A 21,358-nucleotide genomic window follows, 5' to 3' on the forward strand; every position below is an offset into this window, starting at 1 on the left:
CGGCTGTTAAAGAGGTGGACATATATGGCAAGAACGACTGATAAATTGAAGCGTTTTGAAAGCAATTATGAAAAATTGGAACAGCTCGTACAGGAACTGGACGCACCGGACCTGACGCTGAAGCAGTCCCTCGATTTATATGAAAAGGCCATCAAATTATCCCAGTCCTGCGAAGGCGCCCTGGAATATGCCCGCCAGAAGGCCCAGGCCCTGGCCGATGTCCGGGCCGATAAGGACAGCAGCGACGAGGCGCCGGCTGAAGGGGTGTTGGACTTATGACCTTCCAAGACTATCTGGCAGGACAGCGTAAGCGCGTCGACGATTACCTGTCCCACGTACTGACGACGGACCAGCCGTGTTTTTCCAGGCTCTATGAAGCCATGAATTACAGCCTCCTGGCCGGAGGCAAGCGCATCCGCCCGGTCCTTCTGCTGGCGACGGTCGAAGCCCTGGAACAGGATGCCTCTCCCTATACGGGACTGGCCTGCGCTCTGGAATGTATCCATACGTATTCCTTGATCCACGACGACCTGCCCTGTATGGATGACGACGACCTGCGCCGGGGCAAGCCGACGAACCACGTCGTCTACGGTGCCGGCCTGGCTACCCTGGCCGGTGACGGCCTGCTGACCTTTGCCTTCGAGCTCATGGCCAGCCAGAAAGGCATTGCACCGGACAAACTGAACCGCTGCATCGCCGTCATCGCCAGAGCGGCCGGACCGGCCGGCATGGTCGGCGGCCAGGCCTTCGACCTGGCTTCGGACGGCGACATGGCCATCGGCCGGGAAGGCATGGAACTCCTGCACCGTTCCAAGACGGGCGTCATCTTCAAGGCGGCCATCGACATGGCAGCCATCGTCGCCGATGCGTCGCCGCAGCAGCGGCAGGCCCTGGAAGCCTATGCGTCGTACATGGGCCTGACCTTCCAGATCACCGACGATATCCTCGATGTCGTCGGCGATGAAGCTTTGCTGGGCAAACCCGTCGGCAGCGACGCCCGCAACGACAAGGCCACGTATGTGACCATCTTTTCCCTGGACGAAGCCCGGCGCATGGCCCGCGAAGCGGCCGGCAAGGCCGTCCAGGCCCTGGAACCGTTAGGGCCGCAGGCCTGGTTCCTGAAAGAACTGGTCGAACATCTGCTGGTCCGCGTTCATTAATGTGAGAGGGGTATTACAGGTATGCAGCATAAAGAAAGATTAGACGTGCTTCTCGTCAGCCGCGGCTTGTCTGAAAGCCGGGAAAAGGCCAAGGCGACCATCATGGCCGGCCTGGTCTTCGTCGACAACCAGCGCGTCGACAAGGCGGGCACGAAGCTGCCCGTCGACGTAGATATTACCGTCAAGGGCAATCCCATTCCCTATGTCGGCCGGGGCGGCCTGAAACTGGAAAAGGCCATGGAAACGTTTCCCATCGACTTGACGGGTAAGACCATGATGGATATTGGCGCCTCGACAGGCGGCTTCACGGACTGCGCCCTCCAGCGCGGCGCGGCCAAGGTCTTTGCCGTCGACGTCGGCTATGGCCAGCTGGCCTGGAAACTGCGGACTGATGACCGCGTCGTCAACATGGAACGGACCAATATCCGCAACGTCACTGTTGCAGATATCGGCGAGCCCGTCGATTTCATCTCCATTGACGTCTCCTTCATTTCCCTGCTCAAGATCATGCCGGCCGTCGAACCGCTGCTCAAGGCAGGCGGCACGATGGTCACGCTCATCAAGCCGCAGTTCGAAGCGGGCCGGGAACACGTCGGCAAAGGCGGCATCGTCCGCGACATCCAGGTCCACCGCGACGTCATCCGCCACGTCACGGACGGCATCGCCGACTGCGGCCTGTCGCCGCTGGGCCTGACCTTTTCGCCCATCAAAGGGGCTGACGGCAATATTGAATATCTCTTGTACAGCCGTAAAGATGACCCGTGCCATAACGATATCACCGACGCTGTCGTCGATGATATCGTCGGTAAATCCCATGAAATGTAGGTGATCCCCATGCGTATCGGTATTTTCCCGAACCTCGTCAAACGTGAAAGTGCTGCCATTGTCCAGCAGATGATCAAGATTTGTGAAAAACATGGCATTGAATATTACCTGCCAGCCTACGTCAGCGAGAGCCGACAGCCGGCGTATCAGCGCATCGGCGCTGAACACCTGCGGCCGCGCATGACCATTTACAGCACCATCGACGTGGCCATGATCCTCGGCGGCGACGGGACGATCCTCAAGATGGCCAAGCAGTTCGCTGAAGCCGATGTCCCGGTCTGCGGCATCAACCTGGGCTCCCTGGGCTTCCTCTACGAAGTCGAGACCAAGACCCTGGAAAAGCGCATGGAAGACATCCTGGCCGGCCGCTATTTCCTGGAAGAACGGATGATGCTCCATTCGGAACTGTGCTATGAAGACGGCCTGGTCCAGTCCCTGCCCGATGCCCTCAACGACATCGTCATCGGCCACGGCAACGTGGGCAAGCTCATCCGCATCGACTTGAGCATCAACGGCCACTTCATCCAGCAGTATCCCGGCGACGGCCTCATCGTGGCCACGGCGACGGGTAGTACGGGCTATACTTTCTCCAGCGGCGGCCCTATCGTCGCGCCCAGCGTGCCCTGCATCATGGTTACGCCTATCTGCCCGCATCTGCTGCTGAAAGTGCCCCTGGTCCTGCGCGATGACGACCAGGTGTCGGTGACCGTGGCCAACAGCCGCAACAGCGTCCGCGTCTCTGTCGACGGCATGATGGACCAGGAACTCATGCGCAACATGACCCTCCAGGTCCGCAAGTCCGACCACGTCTTGAAGATCATCCGCTTCAACAAGAATTATTTCTATAGCAACTTATTTACGAAAATGATGGGAAATGATTGACATGTATCCATTCCGCAATGCCGTTACGGTATCACATATGATGACTGAACCCTACGCCCGCCAGGCCCATGTCCTCGTCGACATGACCTGCGGCAACGGCCACGACACGGCCTTCCTGGCCCGCACCATGCCTGATGACGCCGTCCTCTACGCCTTCGATATCCAGCCCTGTGCCATCGAGCGCACGCGCCAGCGCCTGCAGGACGAAGGCCTGGGGGACAAGGACGTCCGCTGCCGCTGCGGGTCCCATGAACAACTGCTGGCTGATGTACAGTCAGACATTGACATTATCGTATTTAATTTAGGCTATTTGCCATCTGGTGACCATAAAATCCATACAAATTGTGAAATAACACTAAAAGCTATAAAAATAGGCTTGAATAAAATTGCGATAAATGGGATAATTATGATAACAGCCTATCCCGGTACGGAGGCCGGGGCTTGTGAAGAACAGGCGCTGCGGTCGTTCTTACAGACCATACCCCAGCAGGACTTCCATATTTCGTCCTGGCAACCCGTCAATGAGGTGCATTGTCCACCCGTATTATATATTGTACAGAAAAGAGGGAAACGTCATTATGAAGAGATTCCGTTACACCAAGATTAAAGAAATTGTCCAGTCCCGTCCTATCGAAACGCAGGAAGAATTAGCCAAGGCCTTGCAGGAAGAAGGCATCGAAGTCACACAGGCTACGGTTTCCCGCGATATCAAAGAGCTCATGCTCATCAAGGTCCCGACCAGTGATGGCCATTACCGCTACGCCCTGTCGCCGGAACAGAACATGCTCATGTCCAAGAACCGCATGGCCCGCCTGTTCCAGGACTCCATCGTCCGCGTCGATTCGGCGTATAACCAGATCATCGTCCATACCCTGCCGGGTTCGGCCAATCCCATTGCCGCCGCCATCGACCATGCCCGCTGGGAAAATGTCATCGGCACCCTGGCCGGCGACGACACGGTCCTCCTCATCGTCAAGGACACGGAAACGGTTCCGAAACTGGTCAAACTTATCGTATCGCTGATGAAGGAATGAGGCCCTTATGCTGCAGTCCCTGCACATCCACAATTTTGCTCTGATTGAAGACCTGCACCTTACTTTTGGCGACGGGGTGACGATTTTTACCGGCGAAACCGGCGCCGGCAAATCGATTCTCCTCGACGCCATCGGTATGCTGGCAGGCAAACGCGCATCGGCATCGTTCGTCCGTCACGGGACGGACTCATTCCTTGTCGAAGGCGCGTTCTTTTTTTCTCCCCTGCCAGAAGGGCTGGAACAGCTGCTGACCGATAATCACATCGAAGTCGATGAAGGCCAGCTCATCATTTCCCGCCAGTTCCAGCGCAGCGGCCGCGGGACGATCCTGGTCAACGGCACGCTGGTGCCGACGACAGTCCTGCGGCGCCTCGGCGCATACCTCCTGGATATCCACGGCCAGTTCGACAACAGCCTGATTTTCAACTCGTCTTACCACGTGGCCATCCTCGACGGCCTCACGGCCGACGTCCGTCAGGCCCGCCAGGACTATGACGAACTATATCGCCAGTGGCATCAGACGGAAGGCGAAATCAAGGCCCTGCGCCACGATGAAAGCGAAAAGGCGCGGAGGCTCAGTATCCTGGCCTTCCAGATCAAGGAAATCGAAGGGGCCGCCCTGAAAGAAGGGGAAGACGACGAACTGGAACAGAAAATCAACAAGGCTTCCCATGCCGAACACATCAAGGATAACCTGAAAGAAGCCATGTTTGCCCTGGAAGGGGGCGAACGCCAGCCCGGCGTCATCGAACAGATCGAGACCATCCACCGCAGCCTGGAAAAGGCGTCGGCTTACGATGAAGCTTTCAGTGCCCTGGCCGGCAAAGTCGAGACTCTGTCCTATGAAATCGAAGACGTCCACGACGGCCTCCTGAGCTATGCCGATTCTTTCGACTTCGATGAACGGGCCCTGGATGCCATGCAGTCCCGCCTGGCGTCGATTGAAAAGCTTAAGCGCAAATACGGCTTCACCGTCGCCGATATTCTGCAATTCCTGGCCAAGGCCAAGGCCGATTACGAACGGCTCGACCAGTCCGAAAGCCACCTGGCCAAGCTGGAAGAGAAATTGGCCCGTCAGGCCGCGGCTGTGCGCCAGCAGGCCCAGGTCCTGGCGGCCGCGCGCCGTGACGCCGACAGCCAGTTCAGCCAGACCATGACGGCGACGCTCAACAAGCTGGGCATGCTGAACAGCCGTATCGCCTTCCACATCGAACCGATGAAGGACATCACAGCGGATGGTTCAGCCGGTATCGAGCTCTATTTCTCGGCCAATACGGGCGAAGATATGCAGCCCCTGGCCAAGATAGCATCGGGCGGCGAAGTATCGCGTATTGCCCTGGCCCTGAAGACGGCCGGTCCGGAACGGACGACGGGCAAGACGATGATCTTCGACGAAATCGACGTCGGCATCAGCGGCCAGACGGGCCTGCAGGTCGCCGACCACATCCGCCAGCTCTCCGGCCAGGGCCAGGTCTTCTGCATTACCCACCTGCCGCAGACGGCGGCCATTGCCGACCACCATTATTTCATATATAAGAAAGAAATGGACGGCCGCACGGTCACCCAGGTCCGGGGCCTCTCGGAAGGGGAACACGTCCTGGAAATCGCCCGCATGTTCGCCGGCAACGATACGACCAAGGCCAGCATCGAAGCCGCCCGCCAGATCGTAAAACAAGTCAAGGGCATGTAATGCCCTTGACTTGCGATTCGACATTGCTTTACGGGTTGACGAATGTCCGTGATAGGTATATAGTTAATTATAATTTCAAAAAATAGAAGTTCTACGAAAACGAACCCATAGGAGGGATAGATATGCTTCGTGTATTAGTCAATGGTGCCGATGGCCGCATGGGCAGCCAGGTCGTCAAAGCTGTCTTTGAAGATCCGGAATTGGAAGTCGCTGGCGGTATCAGCATCACTCATGTCGGTGAAGATGTCGGCGATATCGCCGGTGTCGGCCACTTAGGCCTGGCCATCCGCAATGACCTGGGCGCCGCCCTGGACGACATCAAACCGGATGTCGTCGTCGATTTCACGACGCCGAAAGTCATCTTCAACAACGCCAAGACCTGCATCGAACACGGTATCAACATGGTCGTCGGTACGACGGGCCTGACGGCAGACCAGCGCGATGAACTCAACGCCCTGGCACTGGAAAAGAAGACCAGCATCTTCATTGCGCCGAACTTTTCCATCGGTGCCGTCCTGATGATGAAGCTCTCGACAGAAGTCGCTCCGTATCTGCCGGATGTCGAAATCATCGAACTCCATCACAACAATAAACTGGATGCGCCGTCTGGTACGGCCATCATGACAGCTGATAAAATCGAAGCTGCCCGCAAGGCCGCTGGTGCTAAACCGGCTCCGGACAAGACCCATGAAAGCCTCGACGGCGCCCGCGGTGCCTCTGTCGCCGGGATCCCTATCCACAGCGTCCGCCTGCCGGGGTACGTCGCACATCAGCAAGTCTTATTTGGGGGGTACGGCGAACTGCTGACAATCCGCCACGACTCGATGGACCGCAAGTCCTTCATGCCCGGCGTCGTCTTAGCCGTCAAAAAAGTAAGCTCCCGTCCGGGCTTGACCTTTGGACTGGAAAACTATTTATAAAAGAACCATTAGGGGAGGAAGTTTGTTATGACAAAAGAACCGGTAGTAGCGATTTTAGGTGCCACAGGTGCCGTAGGCCAGGAATTTATCCGCTTGATCGGAGAACGCAAATTCCCGTACAGCAAGTTGAAGTTATTAGCATCGTACCGTTCGGCTGGCAAGAAATTGACCGTCAACGGCCAGGAATATACGGTTGAAGAAGCCAAACCAGAATCTTTCGACGGTGTTGATATCGGCTTGTTCGCCGGCGGCTCGATCAGTAAGGAATTGGGACCCGAAGCTGCTAAACGGGGCTGCGTCGTCATCGACAACTCCAGCACGTTCCGTATGGACCCGGATGTCCCCCTGGTCGTACCGGAAGTCAACCCTGAAGATATTGCCTGGCACAAGGGCATCATTGCCAACCCGAACTGCTCGACGATCATCATGCTCATGGCACTCAAGCCGATTCACGACTTGTCGCCGATCAAACGCATCATCGTCAGCACCTATCAGGCTGTATCCGGTGCCGGCAAAGAAGGTATCGACGAACTGCGCGATGAAACGGAAGCGTACCTCAAAGGCGAAGAAATGCAGCCCAAGATCCTGCCCAGCAAGAGCCTGCCCAAGCATTATCCCATCGCCTTCAACCTCATTCCGCAGATCGATAAATTCGTAGAAAAAGATTACACCAAAGAAGAAATGAAGATGGTCAACGAAACGCACAAGATGCTCCACGATGACTCCATCGCCATTACGGCTACGACGGTCCGCGTCCCGGTCTTCCGCAGCCATGCCGAATCGGTCTATGTCGAAACGGCCGATGAACTGACAGTTGATGCCGTCCGCAAAGCCATCGATGCTTTCCCGGGTGCCCAGGTCCAGGATAATCCGGCTGAAATGGAATATCCTATGCCTTTGTTCACGTCGGAAAAATATGACTGCTACGTCGGCCGTATCCGCAAGGATCTTTACAACCCGAAAGCCATCAACCTCTGGGTATCGGGTGACCAGATCCGCAAAGGCGCTGCGCTCAATGCCCTGCAGATTGCCGAATACATGCTGGCCCACGACATGATCCACTAGTACGAAGAGGGGAGAGAATCCTTTATGTTAACGTTTCCCAATGTTATTGTCGCTATGATTACGCCGTTCCATCAGGATGGCTCCGTCAATTACGAAGCTGCCGTCGAACTGGCTAAGAAATATGCTGACGAAGGATCGGCCATCCTCGTCGGTGCTACTACAGGTGAAGGGGCTGTCATGACGGAAGAAGAAAAACTCAAGCTCTTCAAAGTCACAGCCGATGCCCTGAAAGGCCAGACCCTGGTCATGGGCAATGTCGGGACCAACAATACGGCTCAGACCATCGCCATGATTCAGAAAGCGAAAGATACGGGCATCGATGCCCTGCTGTGCATCGTCCCGTATTACAATAAACCGAACCAGGAAGGCTGTTACGCCCACTTTGCAGCTATCGCCAAGTCGACGGACATGCCTATCTTCATTTACAACGTACCGGGCCGTACAGGCGGCAAAATCGAACCGCAGACGGTCTGCCAGCTGGCTCATGACTTCCCGAACATCATCGGTCTCAAAGATGCCAGCGGCGACCTGGACTACGCCGGTTACGTCGCAGCCAATGCACCGGAAGGGTTCCATCTCTACAGCGGTGATGACAACCTGACCCTGCCTATCGTCGCTGTCGGCGGCGAAGGCGTCATTTCCGTCGCTGCTCACGTCATCGGCAAGGAAATGAACGAAATGATCCAGGCCCACAAAGACGGCGACGTCAAGAAGGCAGCGGCCCTCCATCAGAAGTACCTGCCCTTCATGAAAGGCTGCTTCTGCACGGTCAGCCCGGTCCCGGTCAAAACTATGCTCAACATGCTCGGCTTCCCGGCCGGCCCGTTCCGCCTGCCCTGGTAGACGCCACACCGGAAATAAAGGCCAAGTGCGAACAATACCTGAAAGACATCGGCAGATTATAAGTGCTGATAAACGGAAACCTCTCCGACCTGTACTCAAGCCTCCCTTATAGGGAGGTGGCCCAGTGGGCCGGAGAGATTTCTATAAACTTGGTTTTATATTAAAAAAAGCCTTGACATATCCCCGATTTCTTGTTATTATATATGAGTCGTCAGGAACGACAAGATATGACTCGGTAGCTCAGCTGGATAGAGTGACTGACTACGAATCAGTAGGTCTAGGGTTCGAATCCCTACCGGGTCACCATAGAAAAAAGCTCACGCATTTTGCGTGAGCTTTTTTGTTGTGGCCCGTTGTTCGTGGCTCGCACGTGGCGAGCCCGTTTCAGAAGTTGTAGGATTTCCCAGCCAGATTGCTAAGAAAGTCATTCACATTCCTAATGGGGTCCACGTGGCGATCCTTACAGCACAAAAAAAGCTGCCGCACCTTGAGGCGACAGCTTTTTTTACACTATTTTTCAGAAGCGGGCGCCCCACGTGGCGCCCCTACATTGATTATTTTTTTAAATCCGGAGTGCAGTCGATGATGATGCTGCCCGGTTGTTTCATGACCGTGAAGTTGCCTTTTGTCGAGGATAAGGCTTTTTCCAGGGTCTTGCTGTGCCATTTTTCGACGCCCATCTGGGAACCGCCGATATTTTTTGACGATGCCGATTGTTTCTGGGCATCTTCCGGCAGGAGGTCACTGATATTGACGTTTTCACCGTCTTGGACTTTGATAGTCACTGTAACGGCCCGGCCGTTCTGGAAGACGACCTGGTAGCGGCCATTATGGAAGACGCGGATCGTGTCGCCCTGGGAGTAGGGATGGCCCCATTCATTTTCCCAATCGGCCTGGGTATCGCCGATGGTCGGCAAGTTGGCGACCGGCGTTTCTTTCGTGTCGGCCTGGCTCTTCGTATCCTGACTCTGCTTGCTTTCGCCAGGCTGTTGCTGCTGGGTCTGGGTCTGCTGTTTCTGCGGCTGGGAATTGGTCGGCGTCGCCGGCGTACAACCTGCGGCTATGAGCGTGAAGAGCATGAGGACTATCGTGAGATAACTTTTCATGAGTAAGACCTCCTTAGCGGCGCCGGCGGTTGTCTCCGCCCTTATGGCGCTGTTTATGGCGTTTTTCCTTGGTCGTCTGGTAGGTGCTGGCAGGCAGCTTGTCCTTGTAGGTCTTTTTCTTTTTCGGCGGACGGCTGCTGGCCTTGACCTTCACCTGACCGGTCAGGGTATATTTGGTGATCGTCGCGTGGATGTTGTGTTCGATGCGGCGGACCCAGTTTTCATCGGCTGCCGTGGCGAACATGATGGACAAGCCTTCGCTGCCGGCCCGGCCCGTGCGGCCGATGCGGTGGATGTAGTAGTCGACGTCGTGGGGGACATCGAAGTTGAAGACGTGGGTAATGCCTTCGATATCGATGCCGCGGGCGGCGATGTCCGTGGCGACCAGGATCTGCGTCTTGGCTTTGGCAAAGTCGCGCAGGACCTGGTTACGGCGGCTCTGGGACATGTCGCCGTGGAGTTCGCCGATGTTGAAGCCCTTGGCGATAAGTTTGCCTGCCAGGAGGGAAGTCCATTCCTGGGTGTTGCAGAAGACGATGGCCAGGTAGGGGTTCATGTCGGTCAGCATCTGGCAGAGCTTCGGCAGTTTCTGTTCTTCTGTCATCATGTAGATGCGCTGTTCGATGTTTTCCAGGGCGATGGTCTGGCCTTCGAGAATATTCAGGACCAGCGGGCTCTGCATGTGCTTCTTGGCCAGGCCTTTGATCTTATCCGGGACAGTGGCCGAGAAGAAGAGGAGCTGCCGCCGTTTCGGCGTCAGGCCGATGAGGGTATCGACGTCTTCCAGGAAGCCGGCCTGGAGCATCTGGTCCGCTTCGTCGACGATGACCCGGCGGACGCCGCTGAGGTCGAGGGAATGGCGGCGGCAGTGGTCGAGAAGCCGGCCTGGTGTGCCGATGATGACGTGCGGATGGCGGTGCAGTTTCTGCAGCTGATTCTCGATGGTCTTGCCGCCGATGAGGCTGAGGACGTCGATGCCCAGTTCCGGTGCCAGCGTATCGGCGACGTCGGCAATTTGACGGGCCAATTCCCGTGTCGGTGCCATGACCAGGACCTGTTCGGCGTGGATATCCGTCTTGATCTGCTGCAGCGACGGCAGGAGGAAGGCAAAGGTCTTGCCCGTGCCGGTCTGGGCCTGGGCCAGGATGTCGCGGCCCTTGAACAGCGGCGGAATGGCCTGGGCCTGGATGGCCGTCGGTTCGTCGACGCCCTGCTTATGGAGGAGTTCACAAATCTTCGGCGTAATGCCGAGGATTTCAAAATTCTTTGTCATGTATGTTCCTTTCTGTGCGGACTAAAATCACTTGCTATAATTTCTATTGTACACAAAAGCCAGGCCTTGTGCAAACTTTTTTTTCTTTTAGGGATATGGTATACTAAAGTGATTTCATTTGCATTATTTTAGGAGGTCTTGCAGAAAATGAGTTGGTGGCGCGATATCTTGCGGCAATGTGTCTTCATGTGTTTCTTTATCATTCCCATTCCCATCGGTGCCTATACGATCCACAGCGGCTCCAGTGCCGTCGTAGCCATGGTAAGTTATGTCTTTTTATCGCTGGTCATCCCCGTAGCCTACGTGGGCTGCCGCGATGCGACGTTTGGCCCCAAGGGCGGGCGTATCCGCCGCTGGGTCATGGCCCTCATGTGGTTCATCGTCTTTGCGGCTATCGGGGCCTTTACGGCCTTCATGGGTGTCTATTGGAAGGCTGCGCCTTTCTGGGAATGGCCGACCATTGGCCGTGATATCGTATTCATCGTCGGCATGTACGCAGAAATCAGCCTGACCATGCTCCTGGCTTACGCCATATCCCAGCTCCTGCCGGGCCGAAAGGAAGTAGGTTAATGGACAACTTACAAAAACAGACATGGCACGATCGGCTGCTGGCCGTCGTCTGGGCGTCGTGCGGCATCCTGCCGCTGCCCCTTGGTGCCTTTGCTTCAGATAGGCCATATATCGCCTCAGCGTCGATTCTGGCCTTTTTTATCTTATCCTTTGCCATTCCCCTGTGGCTGGGCTATCGCCGCCGTCGTGCGGGCAGGGACGGCGATTATGCGTCATCCGGGGCGACTCTGTATGGCGGCGCCGTCGTCCTGCTCGTCGCTGTCGGCCTGCTCAACGGCCTGACCGGCCTGGACTGCTGGCATTCTTATCCCGTCCGGGTCGGATTATTCGCCCTGTGGATGTTCCTGACCGTCGCCATACAGTATCTGGCGGCACGGGCCGTCGATTTCTGGAAAGGGCGCCGGCGGAAATACTGGTACTCCCAGTTCATCGATCCCATCGTCTACAGCCTGCCCCTGCCGTGTGCCGTGCTGGGCATGTTCCTCTTCCCAGCCGTCAGCGACTCGTCCGTGACGCAGAGCCTGGTCGTCGGCATCATGGCCATCATGGGCTTCTGCTTCATCGGCATGAGCATCTTCGTCATTGCCACCTTCGCCTTCTATTTCTTCCCGTATAAGCGCTATGGTTATCAGGGGAAAAAGCGGCTGGTCCACATTGCCGCCATCGTCGTCATGGTCCTCATGTGGGCCCTGGTCCAGCACATCCTCTTCGACAGCCAGATACACGTCTTTACGTACATCTTCAAGGCCATGCCGATCCTCCAGAACAATCCCCTGGTCTTCGTCACGCCCTTCGTCGTAGCCGCCCTGACCATCATCGGCTGCGTAGCCATGCGCAACGTCGTCCTGGCGGCCTTTGAGGGGAAGAGGAGTTTGTAGTTTGTAGAAATTGTAGGGGCTTGCCGTGGCAAGCCCGTCTCAGAATATGAATGATTTTCCGGTTCAAGGAGAACGTCGCCTGATATCCAGCGGGTCGCCCACGTGGCGACCCCTACAGTAAAAAGGCTTGTCGCACGGCGACAAGCCTTTTTTTTTATTTAATTTCCACGATGGTCTGCTTCATGATGGTGAAGCGGATGACGTATACCAGCCATCCCAGGAAGACGGCGAAACAGCCGCCGAGGAAGGTCGTGGCATCGGTGGTGGTCAATGCATATACGCAATAGATAATGGATACGCCTGCCAGGAATATCGACGTATTTCTGTTACAGACTTCATTGGGGATATGTTCCTTGGTGAGGATCGTCGTCAGGGCCCCGGCACAGAGCATGTAGGGGATGACGTTGGTGACGACGGCCAGGTTGGCCAGGAGTTCGAACTGGGCGGCCAGGGTCGGGCTGATGGTCATGAGGGCCAGGAGGCTCTGCATGCAGAGGATGCACAACATGCCTTTGACCGGGACGTCAGCGCTTGTGACTTTGGCGAAAATCTTGGGGAACAGGCCGCGCTGGGCGCTGGTCTTGAAGACGCGGGCCAGGGTGAACTGCCAGGACAAGAGGGAACCGGCACAGGAGAACACCATCAGGCCCATGACGGCTTTGCCGGCCGTATCGCCGAGCATGTACGAGAAGGCCAGGCCGAAGGGAGCGCTCGATGCCAGGATTTCCGCATTGGGGACGATGCCTGCAATGACGTTCGTCGAGGCGACGTAGATGATGGCGACGCCGAGGGTGCTGACGAAAGTGGCAATAGGAACGGATTTCTTCGGATTTTCAACGGCATCCATGTTGACTGCTGCCGATTCGAGTCCCAAGAAGGACCACAAGGTCAGGGCGATGGAATTGCCGACGGCATCGCTGAGTCCCAGGTTATTGGGGTTCCACGAAGCCAGCCAGGTAGCCGGGCTGAACCAATGCCAGCCGATGATGGAAATGCCCAGGACCGGGATGATGGCACCCCAGATGGTGATGGCACTGAGCTTGCCGGAATAACGGGAGCCGCTGAAGTTGAGGGCTGCCGCGATCCACAATAAAGCGATCGTATATAAACACGTCTGTAACGGCGTAAAGGTTGTCTCAAGGAAACCGGCGCCGTAGCCGACCGCCGTAATGGCGATAGCGACGTTTGCAATTACGATGGAAACAGAGTAGGCGTAATTAGCCATAAAATGTCCTACACGCCCGAAAGCGTATTCGGAGTAACCGCCCATACCACCTGGCTTTGTCGTGAACATGCCACATCGGGCAAAAGCCATGGCCAGGGCTAAAGAGCCTAGTGAGGTAATAATCCAGGAAATAATCGAGATCGTACCGACTTCGGCGAGCTTGGTCGGCAGCATGATGATACCGGCGCCAAGCATGTTGGCAGCAGTGACAAAGGTCAACTGTACCACAGACATTTTACGACATGTAGTTTTCATTATCAGTCCTTCTTTCGTTAGTGATGCGTATAAGCATGGCTTGAAATTTTTAGCAAATTAATTCTATCATTTTTGCCGGGAAAATTAAATACTTTTTGAAAAAACGTTATATGTATTTGGGCCACTTTTCACGCTCTATATTCCAAATGGGAATAGAGTTTAGTGGTTCGTGTTTCGTGGCTCGTAGCACTGTAGGAATCGTACGTGGGGACCGTTGGGAATTTGAATGAGTTTCCCAGCAATCTGAATGGAAGATTGCATAATCCTGAAGCGGGCGCTACGTGGTTGCCCCTACAGAAATTTAAAAATATCAGCTGACTGCTAAAAAAGGCTTGCCGCCGAAGCGACAAGCCTTTTTACACATGAGAGATGAAATTAGTCGATGTTTTCTACGACGCAAGCCGTACCCTGGCCGCCACCGATGCACAGTGTAGCCAAACCGTATTTGCCGCCGACTTCTTTCAAGCCATAGAGCAAGGTTACGAGGATACGAGCGCCCGATGCACCAATCGGATGGCCGAGGGCGATAGCGCCGCCATGGATGTTGACTTTGTCCATATCGAAACCGAGTTCACGGCAGCAGTATACAGCCTGAGCTGCGAATGCTTCGTTAGCTTCGACGAGGTCGAGGTCTTTGACTTCCAGGCCTGCTTTAGCCAATGCTTTACGGGAAGAAGGAACAGGGCCGGTACCCATGATAGCGGGATCTACGCCAGCAGAAGCATAGCTTACAATCTTAGCCATCGGTTTGAGGCCGAGTTCTTTAGCTTTATCAGCGGACATAACTACGAAGGCAGCTGCGCCGTCGTTGATGCCGGAAGCGTTACCAGCCGTAACGGTGCCGCCTTTTTTGAAGGCCGGTTTCAATTTAGCAAGGCCTTCCAGGGTCGTGCCTTCACGCGGGAATTCGTCCGTGTCGATGACGACGTCCTGTTTCTTCTGATGAACCGTTACCGGAACGATCTGGGATTTGAATGCGCCGCTCTTGATAGCTTCGCAAGCTTTGACCTGAGAACGGACACCGAGTGCGTCCTGGTCTTCACGAGTGATGCCGAAACGTTCAGCAACGTTTTCAGCCGTGATGCCCATATGATAGTCGTTGAATGCGTCCCAGAGGCCATCTTTGATCATCGTATCGACGAGGACACCATTGCCCATGCGATAGCCATAACGAGCTTTCGGAACGGCGAAGGGAGCCATGGACATGTTTTCCATGCCGCCTGCTACGATGACGTCAGCGTCGCCGGCTTTGATCATCTGAGCTGCCAAGGATACGCAGCGGAGACCGGAACCGCAAACTTTATTGACCGTAAGAGCCGGGACTTCAATCGGCATACCAGCTTTGATCATAGCCTGACGAGCCGGGTTCTGACCCTGAGCAGCCTGGAGGACGTTGCCCATTACGACTTCGTCGACATCTTTGCCTTCGATACCAGCGCGTTTGAGCGCTTCTTTAATGACGACAGCACCGAGTTCTACAGCCGGTGTGTTTTTGAAACCGCCGCCGAATTTACCAATTGCCGTACGGCAAGCACTTACGATAACTACTTCTTTCATTGGAATCACTCCTTGAAAATTTTTACGTATTGAAATAGATGCCGGTGTATCAGTATGAGAGGATGCACCGTGCGAAAGCGTCATATTATAAATGACACTCTGATATTGCTATCATACACCATTTTAAAGAAAATGTATAGAGAACGTTCCAAAAATTACGTACTCTATACATCTCCATTACTTATTGCTAGGGAATAGGGAATTTTGTTAAATTACAGACGTTCTACGATGATAGCCGTGCCCTGGCCGCCGCCGATGCAGAGGGAAGCCAGACCATATTTACCGTTGATTTCCGGTTCAGCCAATGCGTAGAGCAAGGTGACGACGATACGAGCGCCGGAGCAGCCGATCGGATGGCCGAGGGCGATAGCGCCGCCGTGGATGTTGACTTTGTCCATGTTGAGGCCGAGTTCGCGGCAGCAGTATACGGACTGAGCTGCGAAAGCTTCGTTCAATTCGATGAGGTCCATCTGGTCGACGTTCATGCCGGTCTTCTTCATGACTTTGCGGACTGCCGGAACCGGGCCGGTACCCATGATAGCCGGTTCAACACCAGCCGAAGCCCAGTCGATGATGCGAGCCAGCGGTTTGATGCCGAGTTCTTTAGCTTTTTCAGCGGACATTACGACAACAGCAGCTGCGCCGTCGTTGATGCCGGAGGCGTTACCAGCGGTAACCGTGCCGTTTTTGATGAAGGCCGGACGGAGTTTAGCCAAGGTTTCCATGGTGCAGTTCGGGCGGATGAATTCGTCTTTGTCGACGATGACATCGCCTTTTCTCTTATGAACCGTTACCGGAACGATCTGGCTGTCGAATTTGCCTTCCTGCTGAGCTTTGTAAGCCAGGTTTTCAGAACGGCAAGCCAATTTATCCTGATCTTCACGGGTTACGCCAAAGCGGGCAGCGACGTTTTCAGCCGTTACGCCCATGTGGTAATTGTTTTCTGTGCAGAACAGGCCATCGCGCATGAGCAAGTCTTCGAGGACGCCGTTACCCATACGGTAGCCGCGGCGGCCTTTAGCGATGGAGTAGGGGGCGTTGGACATGGATTCCATACCGCCGGCTACGATGATGTCGGCATCGCCGAGTTTGATCTGCTGGGATGCGAGGGAAATGGCACGCATACCGGAACCGCAGAGTTTATTCAATGTGAAAGCAGGAACTTCCTGAGGAATACCCGAATGGAGGGCTACCTGACGGGCCGTGTTTTCACCGCAGCCAGCCTGGAGTACGTGGCCCATGATACTTCGTCGATCTGATCTACAGGAATACCTGCGCGTTTGATTGCTTCAGTAACAGCAGCGACACCGAGGTCTATAGCGGTGACGTCTGCGAACTGGCCATTGAAACTGCCGATGGCCGTACGGCAAGCACTTACGATAACAGCATCTCTCATTAGAAAAACCATCCTTTCTGATGTGGAACAGAGTATAGAATAATATAGTATATAAGACTTTTTTGACGGAGCCGCCGCTTACGCAGCTCCTTGGGGGTTACGCTGAAATGAAGAACTTGAGTTCTAAATTTCACAATCTCCATGTCTATATAGTACATTTTTTCACAATGAAATGCAAGAGGAAAATGAATTTTTCTTATGCTAGATACTCATGCTAAAGGAAGAAGCAGATGCGAAAAGAATAAAGTGGACGAATAATTCGCTATGCGTATAGTTATGTAAGGGCCGTCCCAGCGGGCGGCCCGGCTCTCCTCATAGGAGAGCTGTCAGCGAAGCTGACTGAGAGGTTGCTCTTTCAACATAGTTTGTAGTACGGAGTTTGTAGGGGCGCCACGTGGGGAGCCCGTTATGAATTTTGGAAATTCTCTCAGCAAACGGAGTGGGAAATCGCACATTTCCTAGGCGGGCCGCCCTTTGGGACGGCCCCTACGAACCCCTAGCCCCTAGCCACGAGCCACTAAAAAAGGGCTTGCCGCGTCGCGGCAAGCCCTTTTCCTATCCCTCTTAAAGAAGATGAGCGATGAAACTGTATGAAAGTAAAGCACTCATGGAGATGATGATTTTTGCATTGGCACTTAAGTTCATAGTTCTTACCTCTTTTCTTCCTTATTATATGACGATACTTAATAATTTTAAATGATTACCAGATATTCGTTCTACCTGTAGGAGAACTCTTTATCTATAAATATAATAACATACGAGTAAATAAAATCAATGGCTGAAAAATGCAACGACAGGCTGATAAATGATTTAAAGGCAATAAATGGCTAAATGACGATATAAAATCAAGAAAATGGGGGAGCTGATTTTTTAAAAAGAAGAAAGATGAGGTAAAAAACAGGAAGTATAAAGCACTGTAAAATAGATATTTATTCATAACAGAAAAATATTAAAATTTATGTTTAAATAAAGGAAGAACTTAAAACTTAGTAAAAGACGCTTTTCTCGGCACTAGCGGCATGGCGTGAAATGCCTTATAATAAGTATATCTGCCAGATGACAGGTTGAGTGTTTGGCGGATGATATCCATTAAAGATGCTATTATTAATGTATTATATATATTAGGAGGAAGACTATGGGATTTTTTGATGCCTTTTTTAAAGAACATCAGCGGACGAAGAGCGAGGAGATCTATGACAATGCCTTGCAGATCTTTAATTCACCGGAATTGCAGAACCAGGCTTTATCGGGAGAGCTGGCCGACAAGGTACGGCATGGGGAAGACTGCGATGTCCTTCCCGGAGCTTACGGCCGTTTTGGCCATGATGCGACCAATCCCATCCCCGTCAACGGACCGAGCGGTGAATTCGTCTATTTGTCGCGCCTGCGCCTGCGCCGGACGGGTTCCATGGTCTTTTTCCACAAGGCCGGTCAGGTCGGGAACCTGGACGTCTTTGAATTGACCAATGTCAGTGGCAAGTTCGTCGACCGCCTGTATGTCGACATGTATCATCCCCGCTGTTCCCGCCGTTATCCCGACGGCTATACGCTGGAACGGGAAGCCGTCTTCCCGCGGGGCGTGACGACGACGTTGGCCGATTTCCCCAAAGGCCTCTATAAGGCCATCAAGAAGGAAGCCAAGCTGCGCCTGGGCATCGACGTCGCTGAAAAGGAAAGCGACTGCATCGATGTGCCGGCCGTACAGGCTGCTTTGGACCAGCTGCGGCAGAAAAGGCCGGCGGCTCCCATCATGAAGCCATTGAAATAAAGAGAAACTATGGTATAATTACACCAGGTTAGTAATGTAGATTATTAGGAGGGTTATCGATGAGAGAATTACCGAAAGCACATGAAATTTGGCGCCACTTCAAGAAGAATACCTATGAAATTATTACCATTGCCGAACATACGGAGACAGGTGAAAAATTCGTCATTTACAAAGCCTTGCACGACACGATGAAGACCTATGCCCGTCCGCTGAAGGATTTCATGAGCGAAGTCGATAAGGAAAAATATCCCCGTGCCGAACAGGATTACCGCTTCGTCAAAGTTAAATAATCTTGACAAGGCCTGTGAAGGCTGATATAATATGTACTGTTGAAAATAAAGCAGAAGCTATCCGCTTCTCACCTTACAAGGCGCTGGAGTCACTAAGGTCTATGACGGAAACGTAGAGCGGATAGCGATGCTATCCGTTCTTTTTTATTTCGGAGGTGAAAGACGATTAGTAAGGAATTACGTATCAACGATCAAATCAGAGCCCGTGAAGTACGCGTGGTCAGTGATTCTAACGAACAGCTCGGTGTTATGTCTCTCCGTTCGGCCCGCCAGATTGCGGAAGAACGGCATTTAGACCTGGTAGAAGTCGCACCGAATGGCAAACCGCCTGTCTGCCGCATCATGAACTACGGTAAATACCGTTATGAACAGCAGAAGCGTGAAAAGGAAGCCAAGAAAAAACAGAAAGTCTTGACATTGAAAGAAGTAAAACTTCGTCCCAATATCGAAGACCATGACTTCTACGTTAAGATGAAAGCTGCGCAGCGTTTCCTGGGTGAAGGCAGCAAAGTCAAAGTTACGATCATGTTCCGCGGCCGCGAAATGAGCCATCCGGAACTGGGCCGTGATTTGCTGGTTCGATTCGCTGATGAATTGAAAGACACCGCCCATGTAGAAAAAGAACCTAAAATTGAAGGCAGAAACATGACCATGGTCATCGCTGTCAACAAGAAGTAACAGGAGGACAATTATTATGCCGAAATTGAAAACTCGCCGTGCTGCGGCAAAACGCTTTAACACAACTGGTACAGGTAAAATCAAACGCATGAAACCGTATAAGAGCCACATCCTGGAAAGCAAGAGCCCGAAACGTAAACGTAACCTGAGAAAAGCTACGCTCGTTTCCAAGACCATGACCGAAGCCGTCCGCAAGATGTGCCCGTTCATCTAATAGCGTAATATACTTTTTGATATAGATTCGGAGGAATAGACTAATGGCAAGAATTAAAGTTGGCGTTACAGCACACGCTCGTCATAAAAAAATCTTAAAAATGGCTAAAGGCTACCGCGGTACCCGCAGCCGTCTCTTCAAAAAAGCTAACGAAAGCGTCATGAAAGCGCTCTACTACGCTCGTCGTGACCGCCGCGCCAAGAAACGCGAATTCCGTAAATTGTGGATTGCCCGTATCAACGCCGCAACCCGTGCTAACGGCCTCAGCTACAGCCGCTTCATCTGCGGCCTGACCAAAGCTGGCGTCATCGTAAACCGCAAAATGCTCGCTGACCTCGCTGTCAACGACGCAGCTGCTTTCGCAAAACTCGTAGAAGTCGCAAAAGCACAGTAATCTATGCAAATAAAATCCCCTGCATGAAGGTTTCCACCATCATGCAGGGGATTTTTGCTTTGCAGCAGTCAGCGGTCAGCAGTTAGCCACTAACCACTAACCACTAGCCACTAACCCCTACAATCAATGCCGCCAGGCTTTGGGCACGGGGATGAGGAAGGCGAAGATGGCGCCGAAGATGGCGCTGATCCAGAGGCATTGCAGGGCCGGGGAGATGCCCCACTGGTCGGCACCCCAGCCAACGATGGGCGAGATGAGGCCGCCGATGGTCGTCGTCAGGCCCAGGGTGACGCCAGAAGCGAAGCCGACGTTCTTGCCGAGGTAAGTCTGGCCGAGGACGACGATGGGGCTGTAGGCGGCGAAGAGCGAGAAGGCGACGGGAAGGAGCAGCAGCGTCGCCGTGACGATGTCCGTACTGTTGACCAGGAAGAACATGGACGGAATCATGATCACCATAGAGCCGCGAAGGACGCGGAGGAAGCCGAAGCGGTCTGCCAGGACGCCGCCGATGAAGGTGATGACGACGCCCATGGAAAAGAGGATGGACAGGGCCAGACTGCCCGTTGCCGGCGAGGCATGGAGGACGTGGATCCAGTAGAGGGGAATGAAGGTATTGCAGACCGTAAAGCCGATGGAACGAACGAAGATGACGACGGACAGGCGGGCGAAGGCACTCCAGTCGTTGGTCCGGACTTCCCCGGGATGGGCTTTCTTTTCGGCCGTCGCCGCTTCGCTGACCAGAGATAAGATGTGCGGCATCTGATGGTAGAGGACGAAGGCGATGAGGGCGTTGACGATGCCGAAGACGACCAGACCGTGGATGTCGAAGGCATAGGCACAGGCTCCGGCAACCATGGGGCCGATGGCGAAGCCGGCATTGCCGCCGACGGAAAAGGTCCCCATAGCCTGTCCCTTGCGGTCGCCGGCGATGTTATTGACCATGCGGGCCGCTTCGGGATGATAGATGGAAGAGCCGAAGCCGCTGAACATGGAGCAGAGGAAGATGAGCCAGTAGTTCTGCGTAAAGGCCAGCATCGTCAGGCAGAGGCCGCAGAGGATGGGGCCGAGCGGAGCGAACCAGGGCTTGGACACCTTGTCGGAATAATAACCGAAAATAGGCTGGGAAACCGATGATAAGAGCATGTTGGCAAAGATGAGCGTCGCTGCGTCCTGATAGTTCAGGTTGCACGACGAGATGAAATAGGGCAGGAGGGCCGGAATGGCGCCTTGCGCCCAGTCTACGGAAAAATGGCCCGTAGCGAATAGGTATACATAAGGACTCAGTTTCTTCATGCAAATTCTCCTTTCAGGAAGTTGAAATCATATCTATTATAG

22 protein-coding genes, 1 tRNA gene, 1 pseudogene and 1 other annotated feature are annotated in these 21,358 nt (G+C 53.9%); of the genes and pseudogenes, 18 read left to right on the forward strand and 6 right to left on the reverse strand.

The window, feature by feature from the left end:
- Positions 1-24 precede the first annotated feature (24 nt).
- The 11 genes from xseB to NM10_RS04380 all read left to right on the forward strand — a co-directional run bounded on the left by xseB (position 25) and on the right by NM10_RS04380 (position 8,725).
- Positions 25-279, forward strand: coding sequence for an exodeoxyribonuclease VII small subunit (gene xseB, locus NM10_RS04330; protein WP_020310385.1), 255 nt, complete (start codon positions 25-27; stop codon positions 277-279).
- Positions 276-1,160 carry a polyprenyl synthetase family protein gene (locus NM10_RS04335; RefSeq protein WP_020310386.1) on the forward strand — a complete coding sequence of 295 codons (885 nt, stop codon included), beginning with the start codon at positions 276-278 and terminating at the stop codon, positions 1,158-1,160. The genes xseB and NM10_RS04335 overlap by 4 nt, the downstream gene beginning before the upstream one ends.
- A 21-nt stretch (positions 1,161-1,181) precedes the next feature.
- The gene (locus NM10_RS04340) at positions 1,182-1,985 is read left to right on the forward strand and encodes a TlyA family RNA methyltransferase (protein ID WP_020310387.1); all 804 of its coding nucleotides are present in this window, start codon (positions 1,182-1,184) and stop codon (positions 1,983-1,985) included.
- A gap of 9 nt (positions 1,986-1,994) precedes the next feature.
- Positions 1,995-2,867: an NAD(+)/NADH kinase gene (locus NM10_RS04345; protein ID WP_020310388.1), complete on the forward strand. Its 873-nt coding sequence runs from the start codon at positions 1,995-1,997 to the stop codon at positions 2,865-2,867.
- Positions 2,860-3,474, forward strand: a complete 615-nt coding sequence (locus tag NM10_RS04350) for a class I SAM-dependent methyltransferase (protein ID WP_020310389.1) — start codon at positions 2,860-2,862, stop codon at positions 3,472-3,474. The genes NM10_RS04345 and NM10_RS04350 overlap by 8 nt, the downstream gene beginning before the upstream one ends.
- Positions 3,446-3,901: an arginine repressor gene (gene argR / locus NM10_RS04355; RefSeq protein WP_014015971.1), complete on the forward strand. Its 456-nt coding sequence runs from the start codon at positions 3,446-3,448 to the stop codon at positions 3,899-3,901. The genes NM10_RS04350 and argR overlap by 29 nt, the downstream gene beginning before the upstream one ends.
- A gap of 7 nt (positions 3,902-3,908) precedes the next feature.
- Complete coding sequence (gene recN, locus NM10_RS04360; protein WP_020310390.1) at positions 3,909-5,591, forward strand: DNA repair protein RecN; 1,683 nt, start codon at positions 3,909-3,911, stop codon at positions 5,589-5,591.
- A gap of 122 nt (positions 5,592-5,713) precedes the next feature.
- A complete protein-coding gene (gene dapB / locus NM10_RS04365; RefSeq protein WP_020310391.1) occupies positions 5,714-6,511 on the forward strand; it encodes a 4-hydroxy-tetrahydrodipicolinate reductase in 798 nt (265 codons plus the stop codon).
- Positions 6,512-6,538: 27 nt separating this feature from the next.
- Positions 6,539-7,576, forward strand: a complete 1,038-nt coding sequence (locus tag NM10_RS04370) for an aspartate-semialdehyde dehydrogenase (RefSeq protein WP_020310392.1) — start codon at positions 6,539-6,541, stop codon at positions 7,574-7,576.
- Positions 7,577-7,600: 24 nt separating this feature from the next.
- A complete protein-coding gene (dapA, locus tag NM10_RS04375; protein ID WP_020310393.1) occupies positions 7,601-8,419 on the forward strand; it encodes a 4-hydroxy-tetrahydrodipicolinate synthase in 819 nt (272 codons plus the stop codon).
- A 229-nt stretch (positions 8,420-8,648) separates the two neighbouring features.
- Positions 8,649-8,725: transfer RNA gene (locus NM10_RS04380), tRNA-Arg, on the forward strand.
- 248 nt (positions 8,726-8,973) lie between these two features.
- Here NM10_RS04380 and NM10_RS04385 read toward each other — a convergent pair.
- Both NM10_RS04385 and NM10_RS04390 read right to left on the reverse strand, forming a co-directional pair.
- Positions 8,974-9,525 (reverse strand): hypothetical protein, encoded by a 552-nt coding sequence (locus NM10_RS04385; RefSeq protein WP_020310394.1) that lies wholly within the window; start codon positions 9,523-9,525, stop codon positions 8,974-8,976.
- Positions 9,526-9,538: 13 nt separating this feature from the next.
- On the reverse strand, positions 9,539-10,798 hold the full coding sequence (locus tag NM10_RS04390) for a DEAD/DEAH box helicase (protein WP_020310395.1): 1,260 nt from the start codon (positions 10,796-10,798) through the stop codon (positions 9,539-9,541).
- A gap of 147 nt (positions 10,799-10,945) precedes the next feature.
- On the opposite strand from NM10_RS04390, the gene NM10_RS04395 reads away from it, so the two are divergent.
- Positions 10,946-11,368, forward strand: coding sequence for a hypothetical protein (locus tag NM10_RS04395; RefSeq protein WP_020310396.1), 423 nt, complete (start codon positions 10,946-10,948; stop codon positions 11,366-11,368).
- Positions 11,368-12,246, forward strand: a complete 879-nt coding sequence (locus NM10_RS04400; RefSeq protein ID WP_020310397.1) for a hypothetical protein — start codon at positions 11,368-11,370, stop codon at positions 12,244-12,246. Before NM10_RS04395 ends, NM10_RS04400 begins: the two co-directional genes overlap by 1 nt.
- Before the next feature lie 154 nt (positions 12,247-12,400).
- Here the strand turns inward: NM10_RS04400 and potE are convergent, their stop codons facing one another.
- From potE to NM10_RS04415, 3 genes and pseudogenes are all read right to left on the reverse strand, one after another.
- A complete protein-coding gene (gene potE / locus NM10_RS04405; protein WP_020310398.1) occupies positions 12,401-13,726 on the reverse strand; it encodes a putrescine-ornithine antiporter in 1,326 nt (441 codons plus the stop codon).
- 375 nt (positions 13,727-14,101) lie between these two features.
- Positions 14,102-15,283 (reverse strand): acetyl-CoA C-acetyltransferase, encoded by a 1,182-nt coding sequence (locus tag NM10_RS04410; RefSeq protein WP_020310399.1) that lies wholly within the window; start codon positions 15,281-15,283, stop codon positions 14,102-14,104.
- A gap of 212 nt (positions 15,284-15,495) precedes the next feature.
- A pseudogene (locus NM10_RS04415) lies at positions 15,496-16,691 on the reverse strand (acetyl-CoA C-acetyltransferase).
- A 1,123-nt stretch (positions 16,692-17,814) separates the two neighbouring features.
- Here NM10_RS04415 and NM10_RS04420 point away from each other — a divergent pair.
- From NM10_RS04420 to rplT, 5 genes are all read left to right on the forward strand, one after another.
- Positions 17,815-18,447: a hypothetical protein gene (locus NM10_RS04420; protein ID WP_020310402.1), complete on the forward strand. Its 633-nt coding sequence runs from the start codon at positions 17,815-17,817 to the stop codon at positions 18,445-18,447.
- A 59-nt stretch (positions 18,448-18,506) separates the two neighbouring features.
- Positions 18,507-18,737, forward strand: coding sequence for a DUF1653 domain-containing protein (locus NM10_RS04425; RefSeq protein WP_020310403.1), 231 nt, complete (start codon positions 18,507-18,509; stop codon positions 18,735-18,737).
- Positions 18,738-18,779: 42 nt separating this feature from the next.
- Positions 18,780-18,889, forward strand: a sequence feature (ribosomal protein L20 leader region).
- A gap of 13 nt (positions 18,890-18,902) precedes the next feature.
- On the forward strand, positions 18,903-19,415 hold the full coding sequence (gene infC, locus NM10_RS04430; protein WP_071601828.1) for a translation initiation factor IF-3: 513 nt from the start codon (positions 18,903-18,905) through the stop codon (positions 19,413-19,415).
- 16 nt (positions 19,416-19,431) lie between these two features.
- Positions 19,432-19,629, forward strand: a complete 198-nt coding sequence (gene rpmI, locus NM10_RS04435) for a 50S ribosomal protein L35 (protein WP_014015986.1) — start codon at positions 19,432-19,434, stop codon at positions 19,627-19,629.
- Between the two features lie 43 nt (positions 19,630-19,672).
- Complete coding sequence (gene rplT / locus NM10_RS04440; RefSeq protein ID WP_014015987.1) at positions 19,673-20,023, forward strand: 50S ribosomal protein L20; 351 nt, start codon at positions 19,673-19,675, stop codon at positions 20,021-20,023.
- A 123-nt stretch (positions 20,024-20,146) separates the two neighbouring features.
- Here the strand turns inward: rplT and NM10_RS04445 are convergent, their stop codons facing one another.
- Positions 20,147-21,316, reverse strand: coding sequence for an MFS transporter (locus NM10_RS04445; RefSeq protein ID WP_020310405.1), 1,170 nt, complete (start codon positions 21,314-21,316; stop codon positions 20,147-20,149).
- Between the last annotated feature and the right edge of the window lie 42 nt (positions 21,317-21,358).

It is taken from the genome of Megasphaera sp. NM10 (assembly GCF_000417505.1).
GTDB classification, from domain to species: Bacteria; Bacillota; Negativicutes; order Veillonellales; family Megasphaeraceae; genus Megasphaera; species Megasphaera intestinihominis.